The organism is Streptosporangium sp. NPDC002607 (assembly GCF_053592655.1).
Genome location: NZ_JBSFWD010000100.1, coordinates 1 through 15914, shown reverse-complemented (window position 1 = coordinate 15914; position 15914 = coordinate 1). Strand labels below are relative to the sequence as shown.

Sequence of the window (15914 nt, the reverse complement as noted above, 5' to 3'; positions counted from 1 at the left end):
GTGGCGGGCTTGTCCCCTACTGAGGTGGACGCGGTCGAGGGTCACGGCACCGGTACCACGCTGGGTGACCCGATCGAGGCGCAGGCGCTGCTGGCGACGTACGGGCAGGACCGGGACGAGGACCGTCCGCTGTTGCTGGGTTCGATCAAGTCGAACCTCGGTCACACCCAGGCCGCCGCAGGCGTGGCGGGTGTGATCAAGATGGTCATGGCGATGCGGCACGGGGTGCTGCCCAGGACGTTGCATGTGGACGCGCCGTCCTCGCATGTGGACTGGTCCTCGGGTGCGGTGGAGTTGCTGACCGAGCCGACCGAGTGGCCGCACACCGGCCACCCGCGCCGGGCGGGTGTGTCGTCGTTCGGGATCAGCGGAACCAACGCGCACGTGATCCTCGAACAAGGGCCGGAAGCACCGGTAGGAGAAGACGCTTCGCAGGACCGGATACCGGCCGCCGATGCGGTGAGCGGTGTGGTTCCGATGCTGGTGTCGGGTCGTACGGCGGAGGCGTTGCGGGCGCAGGCCGGGCGGCTGGCCTCGCACGTGGAGGGCCGCGGTGAGGCGGCGTTGGCCGATACGGCGTTCTCGCTGGTCACGACCCGTCCGGCGTTCGAGCATCGGGCGGTGGTGCTGGCCGGCGACCGTGACGGTGTGCTGGCCGGGCTGGATGCGCTGGCCGAGGACATGCCGAGTGCCGGTGTGGTGCGCGGGGTGGCCGCGACGCCGCCGCAGCTCGCTTTCCTGTTCACGGGTCAGGGCAGCCAGCGGGCGGGGATGGGCCGGGAGTTGTACGAGCGGTTCGCGGTGTTCGCGGCGGCGTTGGACGAGGTGATCGCGGAGCTGGACCCGCTGCTGGACGGGTCGTTGCGCGAGGTGCTGTTCGCCGAGCCGGGCAGCGAGCGGGCCGGGTTGCTGGATCAGACCGGGTGGGCGCAGCCGGCCCTGTTCGCGGTGGAGACCGCGCTGTTCCGGCTGGTCTCCTCGTGGGGAGTGCGGCCGAATGCGCTGGCCGGGCACTCGATCGGGGAGATCACCGCGGCGCATGTGGCCGGGGTGCTGTCGCTGGCCGACGCGTGTGCGTTGGTGGCGGCGCGGGCGCGGTTGATGCAGGCGCTCCCTGTAGGCGGGGCGATGGTGGCGGTGCAGGCCTCGGAAGAGGAGATCGCCGCTCTGCTGGCCGGGCGTGAGAAGGAGGTGTCGGTCGCGGCGGTCAACGGTCCGGCCTCGGTGGTGATCTCAGGCACCGAGGAGGCGGTGCTGGAGGTGGCCGCCGCGCTGGAGGAGCGTGGGGTCAAGACCCGGCGGTTGCGGGTGTCGCACGCGTTCCACTCGCCGCTGATGGACCCGATGCTGGAGGACTTCCGCGCCCTGGCCCGGACGTTGACCTACGGTGCGCCGCGGGTTCCGATTGTGTCCACCCTTACCGGGCAGGCGGCCACGGCCGAGCAGCTGTGCTCGCCGGACTACTGGGTGGAGCAGGTCCGCGGCGCGGTCCGCTTCGCTGACGGCATCCGCACGCTGCACGCGCGGGGCGTGCGGGCGTATCTGGAGCTGGGCCCCGATGGTGTGCTGACCGCCATGGCCGCCGATGCGGATGTGCACGAGTCGGACGCGATGCTGGTGCCGATATTGCGTAAGGACCGCGACGAGCAGACGGCATCCATGACGGCGCTGGCCGAGCTGCATGTGCACGGAGTGTCGGTCGACTGGCTGGCGGTGCTGCCGGGCGGGCGCCGGGTCGATCTGCCGACCTACGCTTTCCAGCACCAGTGGTTCTGGCCGAACGCCAGGCAGAGCGGTGATGCCCGCGTTCTGGGCCTGACCGCGACGGGGCATCCGCTGCTGGGCGCGGCGATGCCGCGGGCCGACTCTGACGGGGTGGTGCTGACGGGTCGCTTGTCGGTGAGTGCGCAGCCGTGGCTGGCCGATCACGTGGTGGCGGGCTCTGTGGTGGTGCCGGGCACCGCGTTCGTGGAGCTGGCCGTGCGGGCAGGTGACCAGGTCGGCTGTGACCTGGTGGAGGATCTGACACTGGATGTGCCGCTGCTGCTGAGTGAGGGCGAGGCGGCCGCTGTGCAGGTGTGGGTGGGGGGCGCCTCTCAGGAGTCGGACCGCCGGACGGTGAATGTGTACTCGCGTTCGGCGGATGCGGCCGATGACGCGCCGTGGGTGCGGTACGCGACCGGCGCTCTCACCACGGGTGCTTCGCCTGCCGAGCCGTTCGATGTGGCGGTGTGGCCGCCGACCGGCGCGGCTGCGATCGAGCTGGACGGGCTGTATGAGGAGCTGGCGGAGGAGGGCTTGGGGTACGGCCCGGCGTTCCAGGGGTTGCGGGCGGCCTGGCGGCGTGATGACGAGGTGTTCGCCGAGCTGAGTTTGCCGGAGCAGGCCGGTGATGCGGCTTTGTTCGGGTTGCACCCGGCGCTGCTGGACGCGGCGCTGCACGTGGTGCCATTCGCCGGGCTGGACGATTCCGAGGGCGGCCGGTTGCCACTGTCCTGGGGTGGGGTGTGCCTGCACGCGGGCGGGGCGTCGGTGCTGCGGGTGCGGCTGGCCAGGACGGGCGGCGATGCGTTGTCGCTGAGCGCGGTGGATGCGGCCGGGGAGCCGGTGGTGTCGGCCCGGTCGGTGGTGCTGCGGCCGATGGCCGCCGAGCACTTGGCCGGCTCCGGCCCTCGTGGGGCCGGGTGGGACGCGCTGTTCCGGGTGGAGTGGCCTGCCGCGGGCGGCCTGCCGCAGGCCGACCAGGTGCCGGTGTCGATACCGGTGGCGGTGCTCGGCTTGGACGCGCTGGGTCTTGCCCCCGCGTTGCGGGTAGCCGGCGATCTGGCCGCGGAGCCTGGCGGGCACTTGGTGCCGGTGCATGTGGATTTGTCGTCATTGGTCGAGGCAGGTCCGGTCCCGGCAGTGGTGGTGACGGAGGTGGTCTCCGATCCGGCGGCCGAGGTGGTGGAGTCGGCGCATGCGCTGACCGCCCACGTGCTGGATCTGCTGCAGCGGTGGCTGGCGGATGAGCGGTACGCCGATTCGCGCTTGGTGTTCGTCACCCGGGGCGCGGTCGCGACCGATGATGGTGAGGTGGTGGCTGATCTTCCAGCCGCTGGGGCGTGGGGCCTTGTCCGCAGTGCCCAGTCGGAGAACCCGGGCCGGTTCGTGCTGGTCGACGTGGATGATCAGGAGTCCTCGCTGCCGGCCCTGCTCGGGGTGCCGGCCTCGGGTGAGCCGCAGGCGGCGGTACGCGAGGGTGAGCTGCGGGTTCCGCGGATGGCGCGGGTGGCGCCAGGATCTGATGTCGGCGACGCGGCGGGCCGGGTCTGGGACCCGGAGGGCACGGTGTTGATCACTGGTGGTACCGGTGGTCTGGGTGCCCAATTCGCGCGGCATGTGGTGGCCGAGCGGGGTGTGCGGCATCTGCTGCTGACCAGTCGCCGGGGCCTGGAGGCTCCGGGTGCGGTGGAGTTGCAGGCCGAGCTGATCGCGCACGGGGTAGAGGTCACGATCGCGGCGTGCGACATGGCCGACCGGGATCAGGTGGCGGCGCTGCTGGCCGGGATCGACGCCGAGCATCCGCTGACCGCGGTGATCCACACTGCCGGTGTGCTGGCCGACGGGACGATCCCGTCACTGACCCCCGAACGGCTGGACACCGTGCTGCGGCCGAAAGCGGACGCGGCCTGGCATCTGCACGAGCTGACCCAGGGCCTGGACCTGACCGGGTTCGTAGTGTTCTCTTCGCTTGCGGGGGTGATGGGCAACGCCGGGCAGGGCAACTACGCGGCGGCGAACGCGTTCGTGGACGCATTGGTCCAGGCGCGTCGGGCTGCGGGACTGCCGGGGTTGTCGCTGGCCTGGGGCTTGTGGGTGCAGGAGACCGGGATGACCGGCACGCTGGGCGCAGTCGACCTGCGCAGGATGACACGGGCGGGGATGCCGGCGCTGTCGGTGGAGCAGGGGCTGGCGGTGTTCGAGGCGGCTGAGGTGTCGGGTCGGGCGGCGGTGGTGGGGGTGCGGCTGGATCTGTCGGTGCTGCGCACGTTGCCTGAGGTGCCGCCTTTGATGCGGGGCCTGGTGCGTGTGGGGCGCCGGTCGGCGGTCTCCGTCCCCGTGGGCGGGGATGGGGAGCTGGTGCGGCGGCTGGCGGGGCTGGAGCAGGCCGAGCAGGTGCGGCTGGCGGTGGAGCTGGTGCGCGCTCAGGCGGCGGTGGTGCTGGGACACGAGTCGGTGGACGCGATCCAGCCGGGACGGGAGTTCCGTGAGCTGGGCTTCGACTCCCTGACCACCGTGGAGCTGCGCAACCGGCTCAACGCCGTCACCGGGCTGCGGCTGTCGGCGACCATCATCTTCGACTACCCCACCCCCGCCAGCCTCGCCGAACACCTTCTGGAGGAAATCGCGCCCGGAGCGAACACCGTGGTGGAGCTGTCATTGCTGGCCGATCTCGACCGGTTCGAGACCGTGCTTTCCGATACCGCGCTCGACGAGCTCGCCCGGAACGGCATCGCGACCCGGCTGCGGCACCTGCTGGTGAAGGTGAGCGAGAGCGGCACGGAAACTAGTGAAATCGCTGTCGCCGGCATGCTCGAATCGGCGAGTACCGAGGAAATCCTCAGCTTCATCGACAACGAACTGGGCCGCTCGAAAGATCTGTGATTCGAGCCCGCGTCTGAACAATGTGAAGGGCCACTCTCATGTCCGAAGACCGGAAGCTCGTCGAGTATCTGAAGTGGGTCACCGCCGATCTGCACGAGACCCGCCGGCGGCTCGAAGAGGTGGAGTCGGGCAGGCACGAGCCGATCGCCATCGTGTCGATGTCATGCCGCTTTCCGGGCGGGGTCGGCTCTCCTGAGGATCTGTGGCGGTTGCTGTCCGAGGGACAGGACGCGATCTCTTCGTTCCCGGTCGATCGGGGCTGGGACGCGGAGACGATGTCGGCGATGGGTGTTGAGTGTCAGGGCGGGTTTCTGGCGGATGTGGCGGGGTTCGACCCTGGGTTCTTCGGGATCTCGCCGCGTGAGGCGCTGGCGATGGATCCGCAGCAGCGGTTGCTGCTGGAGACGTCCTGGGAGGCGGTCGAGCGGGCCGGGATCGACCCGGCCTTGCTGAAAGGTAGCCACACCGGGGTGTTCATGGGCACCAACGGCCAGGACTACATGAATCTGATCCTGAGTAATCATATGGATACACAGGGTCATGGTGTCACCAGTACGGCGGCCAGCGTGTTGTCGGGCCGCCTGTCCTACACGCTGGGTCTGGAGGGTCCGGCGGTGACGGTGGACACCGCCTGCTCGTCGTCGCTGGTGACGTTGCACCTTGCGGCGCAGGCGCTGCGGTCTGGGGAGTGCTCGCTGGCGCTGGCCGGCGGTATCACGGTGATGACGTTGCCGTTGGTGTTCGCCGGGTTCGGCGCGCAGGGCGGGATGGCACTCGACGGGCGGTGCAAGGCGTTCTCCGACGCCGCGGACGGTACCAGCTGGGGAGAGGGGGTGGGCGTGCTGGTGCTGGAGCGGCTGTCGGACGCCCGCCGCAACGGTCATCAGGTGCTGGCGGTGGTGCGGGGTTCGGCGGTGAACCAGGACGGTGCGTCCAACGGGTTGACCGCGCCGAACGGTCCGTCGCAGCAGCGGGTGATCCGCCAGGCGCTGGTCAGTGCCGGGTTGTCGCCGTCCGAGGTGGACGCGGTCGAGGCGCACGGGACCGGCACGATCCTGGGTGACCCGATCGAGGCGCAGGCGCTGCTGTCGACCTATGGGCAGGACCGGCCGGAGGATCGGCCGCTGCTGCTGGGGGCGATCAAGTCGAACATCGGTCACACCCAGGCCGCCGCGGGCGTGGCCGGTGTGATCAAGATGGTGTTGGCGATGCGGCACGGCATGCTGCCCAAGACGCTACATGTCGATACTCCGTCCTCGCACGTGGACTGGTCAGCCGGTGAGGTGAAGCTGCTGACCGAGTCAGCGGAATGGCCGGAGACCGGTCGCCCGCGCCGGGCTGGTGTGTCGTCGTTCGGGATCAGTGGCACCAACGCGCACATCATTCTCGAACAAGGACCGGAAGCGCCGGTAGGAGAAGAGGCTCCGCAGGACCGGGTGTCGGCTGCGGGTGTGGTGCCGGTGCTGGTGTCGGCTAAGACGGGTCAGGCGTTGCGGGCGCAGGCCGGGCGGCTGGTGTCGTTCCTGGACGGTGAGTCTGATCTGGGGCTGGCCGATGCCGCGTTCTCGCTGGCCACGACGCGGTCGGCGTTCGAGCATCGGGCGGTGGTGCTGGCCGGCGATCGTGATGGGGTCCTGGCCGGGCTGGGTGCGCTGGCCGAGGACCGTCCGGGTGCCGGTGTGGTAGAGGGGATGGCCGGGGCGGAGCCGCGGCTGGCGGTGTTGTTCACCGGTCAGGGCAGCCAGCGGGCGGGGGTGGGCCGGGAGTTGTATGACCGGTTCGCGGTGTTCGCGGCGGCGTTGGACGAGGTGATCGGCGAGCTGGACCCGTTGCTGGACGGGTCGTTGCGCGAGGTGCTGTTCGCCGAGCCGGGGTCGGCCGAGGCGGGGCTGCTGGATCAGACCGGGTGGGCGCAGCCGGCCCTGTTCGCGGTGGAGACGGCGCTGTTCCGGCTGGTGTCCTCGTGGGGGGTGCGGCCGGATGTGCTGGCCGGTCATTCGATCGGGGAGATCACCGCGGCGCATGTGGCCGGGGTGTTGTCCCTGAGTGATGCGTGTGCGTTGGTGGCGGGCCGGGCGCGGTTGATGCAGGCGTTGCCGCCGGGTGGGGCGATGGTGGCGGTGCAGGCCTACGAGGAGGAGATCGAGCCGTTGCTCGCCGAGCGCGAGGGCGAGGTGTCGGTCGCCGCGATCAACGGTCCAGGTTCGGTGGTGATCGCGGGCGTGGAAAAGGGAGTCCTCGATATCGCCGCCGCGTTGGAGGAGCGCGGGGTGCGGACGAAGCGGTTGCGGGTGTCGCATGCGTTCCACTCGCCGTTGATGGAGCCGATGCTGGAGGACTTCCGCACGCTGGCGAGCAGGCTCACCTACGGCGCGCCGAGGATTCCGATCGTGTCCACCCTGACCGGGCAGGCGGCCACGGCCGAGCAGCTGTGCTCGCCGGACTACTGGGTGGACCAGGTCCGCGGCGCGGTCCGCTTCGCCGACGGCATCCGCACCCTGCGCGCGCAGGGCGTGCGAGCGTATCTGGAGCTCGGCCCCGACGGTGTGCTGACCGCCATGGCCCAGGACACCATCGCGACCGAGCCGGAGGCACATGTGCACGAGTCGCACACGGTGCTGGTGCCGGTGCTGCGTAAGGATCGGGACGAGCACATGGCGGTGATGACGGCGCTGGCCCAGCTGCATGTGCACGGGGTGCCGGTCGACTGGCGGGCGGTGTTGCCGAGCGGGCGCCGGGTCGACCTGCCCACCTATGCCTTCGAGCACCAGCGGTTCTGGCCCGAGAGCACCGGCTCCGATATAGGGAACGTGGCGGCGGCGGGACTGGCCGCGACGGATCATCCGCTGCTGGGTGCCGCGATGCCGCGGGCCGACTCCGACGGGGTGGTGCTGACCGGCCGCGTGTCGGTGAGTGCGCAGCCGTGGCTGGCCGATCACGTGGTGGCGGGCTCGGTGCTGGTGCCGGGTTCGGCGTTCGTGGAGCTGGCGGTGCGGGCCGGTGACCAGGTCGGCTGTGACCTGGTCGAGGAGTTGACGCTGGCCGCTCCGCTGGTGCTGGGCGAGGACGATGCGGTCGTGGTGCAGGTGTGGGTGGGGGCCAAGGAGGAGTCGGGCCGTCGGAGCGTGAGCGTGTATGCCCGTTCGGCGGAGGCGGCCGATGAGGTGCCGTGGGTGCGGTACGTGACCGGAACGCTCGCGACCGGTGTTCCGGATGTCGTGCCGTTCGATGTGGCGATGTGGCCGCCGGCCGGGGCGACCGCGATCGAGCTGGAGGGGTTGTACGAGGAACTGGCCGAGGACGGCTTCGTCTATGGCCCGGCGTTCCAGGGGTTGCGGGGGGCTTGGCGGGGTGCCGATGGTGAGGTGTTCGCCGAGGTCGCGCTGCCTGAGCAGGTGGTGTCGGAGGCGGATGCGTTCGGGGTGCATCCGGCGTTGCTGGACGCGGCGCTGCACGGGGTGCCGTTCGCCGGACTGGACGATTCCGAGGGCGGTTTGTTGCCGTTCTCCTGGGGTGGGGTGTGCCTGCACGCGGGCGGGGCGTCGGTGTTGCGGGTGCGGCTGGTCAGGACGGGTCCGGATGCGGTGTCGCTGAGCGCGGTGGACGCGGCCGGGGAGCTGGTGGTGTCGGCGCGGTCGGTGGTGTTGCGGCCGGTCTCGGCCGAGCAGTTGGCGGTCTCCGATGGTGTCGGCGCGGGCTGGGAGTCGTTGTTCGGGGTGGAGTGGACGTCCGTGAGCGGTGTGCCGGAGGCCGGTCAGGTGCCGTCGATTCCGGTGGCGGTGCTTGGTCCGGACGCGTTGGGTGTTGCTCCCGCGTTGCGGGCGGCCGGGGAGCCGGGCGGCCTTCCGGTGCCGGTGCATGCGGAGCTGTCGTCGCTGGCTGAGGCGGGTACGGTGCCGGCCGTCGTGATGGTGGAGGCGGTCTCGGATCCGGTGGGCGGGGTGGTGGAGTCGGCGCATGCGCTGACCGCTCGCGTTCTGGACCTGCTGCAGGGCTGGCTGGCCGATGACCGGTTCGCCGATTCGCGGCTGGTGTTCCTCACCCGGGGCGCGGTCACGGCAGGCGGCGAGGTGGTCACCGATCTGCCGGCTTCCGGGGTGTGGGGGTTGGTCCGCAGTGCCCAGTCGGAGAACCCGGGCCGGTTCCTGCTGATCGATGTGGACCGGGAATTCCCGCTGTCAGGACTGCCAGGGGTGCTGGCCGAGGCGTTTTCCTCAGGTGAGCCGCAAACCGTGGTGCGCGATGGTGAGGTACGGGCGCCGCGCCTGGCGCGGGTGGCGCCCGGCTCTGACCTGGACGGGGAGGCGAGTCGGGTCTGGAACCCGGAGGGGACGGTGCTGATCACCGGTGGTACCGGTGGTCTGGGCGCGCTGTTCGCGCGGCATGTGGTGGCCGAGCGGGGTGTGCGGCATCTGCTGCTGACCAGTCGCCGGGGTCTGGAGGCTCCGGGTGCGGTGGAGTTGCAGGCCGAGCTGATCGCGCACGGTGTCGAGGTCACGATCGCGGCGTGCGACATGGCCGACCGGGATCAGGTGGCGGTGCTGCTGGCCGGGATCGACGCCGAGCATCCGCTGACCGCGGTGATCCACACCGCGGGTGTGCTGGCCGACGGCACGATTCCGTCGCTGTCGGCGGAGGGGCTGGATGCGGTGTTGCGGCCGAAGGTCGACGCGGCCTGGTATCTGCACGAGCTCACTCAGGACGCGAATCTCGCGGCGTTCGTGCTGTTCTCCTCGCTCGCGGGTGTCGTGGGAGCGCCTGGGCAGGGTAACTACGCGGCGGCGAACGTGTTCTTGGACGCGCTGGCGGAGGCGCGCCGGGCGCGGGGGCTGGCGGGGTTGTCGCTGGCGTGGAGTGCCTGGGCACAGGACGCGGGGATGACCGGCACGCTGAGTGGGGCCGAGATGCGGCGGATCAGTCGGACGGGTATGCCGGCGCTGTCGGCCGAGCAGGGGCTCGCGGCGTTCGAGGCGGCCGAGGTGTCGGGTCGGGCGATGGTGGTGCCGGTGCGGCTGGAGCTGTCGGTGCTGCGGGCCATGGGCGAGGTGCCGCCTTTGATGCGGGGCCTGGTGCGTGTGGGGCGCCGGTCGGCGGTCTCCGTCCCCGTGGGCGGGGATGGGGAGCTGGTGCGGCGGCTGGCGGGGCTGGAGCAGGCCGAGCAGGTGCGGCTGATGCTGGAGCTGGTGCGCGCTCAGGCGGCGGTGGTGCTGGGACACGACTCGGTGGACGCGATCCAGCCGGGACGGGAGTTCCGTGAGCTGGGCTTCGACTCCCTGACCACCGTGGAACTGCGCAACCGGCTCAACGCCGTCACCGGGCTGCCGCTGTCGGCGACCATCATCTTCGACTACCCCACCCCCGCCAGCCTCGCCGAACACCTTCTGGAGGAAATCGCGCCCGGAGCGAACACCGCGGTGGAGCTGTCATTGCTGGCCGATCTCGACCGGTTCGAGACCGTGCTTTCCGGCAACACGCTCGACGATCTCACCCGGAACGGCATCGCGACCCGGCTGCGGCACCTGCTGGCGAGGGTGAGCGAGAGCGGCACGGAAACCAGTGAAGTCGCTGTCGCCGGCATGCTCGAATCGGCGAGTACCGAGGAGATCCTCAGCTTCATCGACAACGAACTGGGCCGCTCGAAAGATCTGTGATTCGAGCCCGCGTCTGAACAATGTGAAGGGCCACTCTCATGTCCGAAGACCGGAAGCTCGTCGAGTATCTGAAGTGGGTCACCGCCGATCTGCACGAGACCCGTCGACGGCTCGAAGAGGTGGAGTCGGGCAGGCACGAGCCGATCGCCATCGTGTCGATGTCATGCCGCTTTCCGGGCGGGGTCGACTCTCCTGAGGATCTGTGGCGGTTGCTGTCCGAGGGACAGGACGTGATCTCTTCGTTCCCGGTCGATCGGGGCTGGGACGCGGAGACGATGTCGGCGATAGGCATGGAGTGTCAGGGCGGGTTCTTGTCCGAGGTGGCGGGGTTCGATCCAGGGTTCTTCGGGATCTCGCCGCGTGAGGCGCTGGCGATGGATCCGCAGCAGCGGTTGCTGCTGGAGGGGGTGTGGGAGGCGATCGAGCGGGCCGGGATCGACCCGGTCTCGCTGAGAGGTAGTCACACCGGGGTGTTCATGGGCACCAACGGCCAGGACTACATGAATCTGTGCCTGGAAACCGGGACAGATGTAACGAACTATTTCCTCACCGGTGCAGCGGCCAGCGTGCTGTCGGGCCGCCTGTCCTACACCCTGGGCCTGGAGGGCCCGACGATGACAGTCGACACCGCGTGCTCGTCGTCCTTGGTCGCCATGCACCTGGCGGCGCAGGCGCTGCGCTCGGGCGAGTGCGGCCTGGCGCTGGCAGGCGGTGTCACGGTGATGGCCACCCCGCTCAGCTTCCTCGGCTTCGGCGTGGAGAGCGGAATGGCGCCCGATGGCCGGTGCAAGGCGTTCTCCGACACCGCGGACGGCACCAGCTGGTCCGAGGGCATGGGCATACTGGTACTGGAACGGCTGTCGGATGCCCGCCGCAACGGCCATGAGGTGCTGGCGATCGTGCGCGGATCGGCGATCAACCAGGATGGTGCGTCCAACGGTCTGACCGCGCCGAACGGCCCGTCGCAGCAGCGGGTGATCCGCCAGGCGCTGGCCAGTGCCGGGCTGACTCCCACCGAGGTGGACGCGGTCGAGGCGCACGGCACCGGTACCAGGCTGGGTGACCCGATCGAGGCTCAGGCACTGCTGGCCGCCTACGGCCAGAACCGTGAAGCCGACCGGCCGCTGCTGCTGGGCTCGATCAAGTCGAACCTCGGGCATACCCAGGCGGCGGCGGGCGTTGCCGGTGTGATCAAGATGGTCATGGCGATGCGGCACGGAGTGCTGCCCAGGACACTGCACATCGACGCCCCGTCGTCGCACGTGGACTGGGCCTCGGGCGCGGTGGAACTGCTGACCGAGCCGACCGAGTGGCCGCAGACCGGCCGTCCGCGCCGGGCGGGTGTGTCGTCGTTCGGAATCAGTGGCACCAACGCGCACGTGATCATCGAACAGGGACCGGAGGTGCCACAGGCCGAGCCAGGTGCGCAGGACCCGGCGTCGGCGGCGGGTTTGGTGCCGTGGGTGGTGTCCGCCAGAAGTGGCGGGGCGCTGCGTGAGCAGGCGCGACGGCTGGCGGCGCATGTCAGTGCGCACCGTGAGCTGGAGCAGGTGGATGTGGGTTTCTCGCTGGTCACGACTCGGTCGGCTTTCGAGCATCGGGCGACGGTGCTGGCCGGCGATCGTGATGGTGTGCTGGCCGGCCTGCGGGCCGTTGCCGAGGACCTGCCGGGTGCGGGTGTGGTGCGCGGCGTGGCACGGGCGGAGCCGAAGCTTACCGTGTTGTTCACCGGTCAGGGGAGTCAGCGGGCGGGGGTGGGCCGGGAGCTGTATGGGCGGTTCCCGGTGTTCGCGACGGCGTTGGACGAGGTGATCGCGGAGCTCGAGCCGCTGCTGAGGAGGTTCGACCGGGAGCCGGCCGGAGGGGCGGGACGTTATCGGGGTTGTTCGTTGCGGGAGGTGCTGTTCGCCGAGCAGGGCAGTGAGACGGCGGGGTTGCTGGATCGGACCGGGTGGGCGCAGCCGGCGTTGTTCGCGGTGGAGACGGCGTTGTTCCGGTTGGTGTCCTCGTGGGGGGTGCGGCCGGCTGTTCTGGCCGGTCATTCGATCGGGGAGATCACCGCGGCGCATGTGGCCGGGGTGCTGTCGCTGGCCGACGCGTGTGCGCTGGTGGCGGCGCGGGCGCGGTTGATGCAGGCGCTGCCGCAGGGTGGGGCGATGGTGGCGGTGCAGGCTGCCGAGAAGGAGGTCGCCGAGCTGCTGGTGGGACGCGAGGGTGAGGTGTCGGTCGCGGCGGTGAACGGCCCGGCCTCGGTGGTGATCTCCGGGGTGGGGGAGGCGGTGCTCGCGCTCGCCGCGGTCCTCGAAGGGCGCGGGGTGCGGACCAAGCGGTTACGGGTGTCGCATGCGTTCCATTCGCCGTTGATGGATCCGATGCTGGCGGACTTCCGCGCCCTGGCCCGGACGCTCACCTACAGCCCGCCACGGATTCCGCTGGTGTCGACGGTGACCGGGGAGGCGGCCTCGGCGGAGCAGTTGTGCTCGCCGGACTACTGGGTGGACCAGGTCCGCGGTGTGGTCCGTTTCGCCGACGGGGTGCGCACGCTGCATCGTCAGGGCGTACGGGCCTACCTGGAGCTGGGCCCCGACGGCGTGCTCACCGCCATGGCGGGAGACACCCTCGTGGCAGAGTCGGACGTGGTGCTGGTGCCGGTACTGCGCAAGGACCGTGATGAACAGACTGCGGCGATGACGGCGTTGGCCGAACTGCACGTGCGCGGGGTGCCGGTGGATTGGCGAGCGGTGCTTCCAGCCGGGCGCCAGGTCAAGTTGCCGACGTACGCTTTCGAGCACCGACGCTTCTGGCCCGAGGCGACCGGTTCCCGTACGGGGGACGCGGCGGCGGGATTGGCCGCGGCGGGTCACCCGCTGCCGGCTGCCGCGGTGGATCTGGCCGTGTCGATACCCGAGGCCGACACGGCGCGGGAGCGGTTGCGCGGGCTTGGAGAAGCACAGCAGTACGAGGTGCTACAGGAACTGGTGCAGCGTCATGCGGCTGCCGTTCTCGGCCACGGCGACTTCTCGGCCGTCGATTTCGAACGTGATTTCTTCGAGCTGGGCTTCGACTCGTTCACCGCGACCGAATTGCGTAACTCCCTTGCCAGGGCGGTTGGTTGGGAATTCCCGCTGATGGCGGTGTTCGAGAACAAGAACTCCACCGGTCTCGCCCGTTGGCTGCGGCATGAGCTCGTCACCCGGATGAATGCCGGCCAGGCGACTGCGGCCTCGGCGGCCCAGGTGGACGACACCCTGGCAGGGTTGTTCCGCGGCGCTTTCCGTTCCGGGAAGGCGCAGGAGGCGTTCGGATTGCTGTATGCCGTGGCGAGGACCCGGCCCATGTACGACGCACCTGTCGATCCGCGAGAAATCCCTCGACCGGTGACGCTGGCCAGTGGCGCGGCTCGCTCTCGCTTGATCTGCGTGAGTTCGTCCACGGTGACCGGTGGCGTTCATCAATATGCGCGGTTCGCCGCGCACTTCCGCGGGGAAAGACACGTCTTGGCGCTTCCCTTGCTCGGCTACGCTCTCGGTGAGGGCCTGCCCGCCACGATCGACATCGCCCTCGAAAGCATCGCGGAAGGCATCGTGCAGGCCAGTGAGGGGGAGCCGTTCGTGCTCGTCGGTCATTCGGCCGGCGGCATTCTCGCTTACGGCGCAGCCGGTGTACTGGAGAAGTCGGGGATCTCCCCGGAGGCGGTGGTGATGATGGACTCCTTCCATCCCGGCGCAGGTGGCGATTCGCAGATGCTGTCCGAGCAGGTGCTGCAGTACATCCTGCAGATGGAGACGGTTTTCGGCGAGTTCAACAGCGCGCGATTGTCCGCTATGGGGTACTGGTCGGCAATTATGTCCGACATCAAACTGACAGACGTGAATGCGCCCGTGCTGTTCGTGCAGTGCGCGGAGCCGTTCTCTGACGTCGAGCCTGAATCGGATTACTGGCGGGCGACGCCGTTCGACCCGTCGCATGCCGTACGGACGATCGAGGCGAACCACTTTTCGATGCTCGCCGAGAAGGCAGCGGACACGGCCCGCCTGATCGACGGCTGGTTCCGACTGGCACACTGACCGTCGCGAAACCTACCGGGAAGATCAGCCGGACCTGAAACGATCACGAGCGTGAGTTGCCTGAAACGCCAGGTCGGCCGTCATCGCGGTCAGCGGTCGGTTCACCAGGTCGGCGCAGCGACTTTGTCGTTGATTCCCCAGCGTGTGGCGTTGCCTGCGGGCGTGTCCAGGTCTGCGCGCAGCAGTCAGTGGATGCTCGGCGACGAATTTCCGGCGTATGACACTGGTAGCCACTAGTAATTGTGCGAGTCGCTTCTGCGGTTCACTGTGTCCAGCGTCATCGGCACAGCGAAGGGACCGAGGGCCCATGAGTATCGCGGAACCGGGCATCGGCAGGCAGTGAACGAAGAGATCGCTCGGGAACTCGCCGGATGGCGCGATACGTGCGGCAGGAGGGTTTGTCAGACCAATGGATCGTGCAGCTCTGCCCAGTAAAGAGCCCGGTGAAGAGTCCGGTGAGGAACAGACGGACCGCCGGCCGGAGGATGGCGGCGCAGCGGGTCTCGAACTGTCCACGTTGCGGCTCGAGCAGTCGGGTCGGGTGCTGACGGCGTGGGTGGACGCCCCACCGTTCAACTACATGACCTTGCCGATGCAACGGGACTTCATCCGGCTCGTCGAGGCGGTGGAGCACGACGTTTCGGTCGGCGCGGTCGTCGTCACCGGCGCGCGGCCCGGCCGGTTCATCACGCACTTCGACATCGCCCACATGTCCTCGCAGGCGGATGGCACGCCAGAGATCTCCCGTGCGGTCGCTCAGAACCTGTACCGGAGTGTGCGGGCGATGACGGGCTGGGCGGGTGAACGTCTGGTCGCCCGTTCCCCGATCAAAGGACTGCTCGCGGTAACCCAGTTCCATGACATGGCGCTGCGGCTGATGTATTCCCCGGCGGTGTGGATCGCCGCGGTGAACGGGCCGTGCGGCGGCGGTGGCCTGGAGATGTCGGTCTTCTTTGACATGCGCGTATCGGCTGACCGTGATGCCGGCTTCGGCCTGCCCGAACTGTCGGTGGGGTTGAACACCGCCCTGGGCGGGCAGCGACTCGTCCAGCTCGTCGGGCCGTCCCGAGCTTTGGAGATGATGCTCGAAGCGCGTTTCTACGCACCGCAGGAGGCTCTGGAGCTGGGTTTGGTGAACCGGGTGGTGCCGGCCGAGGAGCTGCTGGACACGGTCCAGCGGATGGCGGAGCGCTACGCCAGGCGGCCGCGGAAGGCTGTGGCCCTGCAGAAGCGGATCTTCAACGACGCCCATTCCACCTCGGCCCGGGCCAGTCTTACCCAAGAGGCCACCGCCACATTGATGAGCATGTCATCACCGACCACCCAGGCCGCTATGCGGCGGTGGTTGCAGATGCAGGAGGGCACCAACGGCGACTCGGTGTTCCTGACCCAGCCCGAACCCTGGACCGAGGGCACCGCGCTCGACATGAACGTTCCTGTGCACGGACCGACGCCGCCATGATCCGTGCTTTCCCCGCCGCGGCGCACCGGGCCTTCGCCGCTCACTTCTCAGCCGCCGCATGACCCACCCCTTCGGTCCGACGCCGAC

The 15914-nt window shown here is 69.5% G+C and carries 4 protein-coding genes; all 4 read left to right on the top strand.

Features of this window, described 5'->3' with window-relative positions; all coding sequences use genetic code 11:
• Positions 1–4647, top strand: coding sequence for an SDR family NAD(P)-dependent oxidoreductase (locus ACWD3H_RS46015; protein ID WP_451959547.1), 4647 nt, complete (start codon positions 1–3; stop codon positions 4645–4647).
• A gap of 38 nt (positions 4648–4685) precedes the next feature.
• Entirely contained in the window at positions 4686–10298 is a 5613-nt protein-coding gene (locus ACWD3H_RS46010) for a type I polyketide synthase (RefSeq protein WP_451959546.1), read from the top strand.
• 38 nt (positions 10299–10336) lie between these two features.
• Positions 10337–14365 carry an alpha/beta fold hydrolase gene (locus tag ACWD3H_RS46005; RefSeq protein ID WP_451959545.1) on the top strand — a complete coding sequence of 1343 codons (4029 nt, stop codon included), beginning with the start codon at positions 10337–10339 and terminating at the stop codon, positions 14363–14365.
• Between the two features lie 409 nt (positions 14366–14774).
• A complete protein-coding gene (locus ACWD3H_RS46000; RefSeq protein ID WP_451959544.1) occupies positions 14775–15827 on the top strand; it encodes an enoyl-CoA hydratase/isomerase family protein in 1053 nt (350 codons plus the stop codon).
• The last annotated feature ends 87 nt before the right edge of the window (positions 15828–15914 follow it).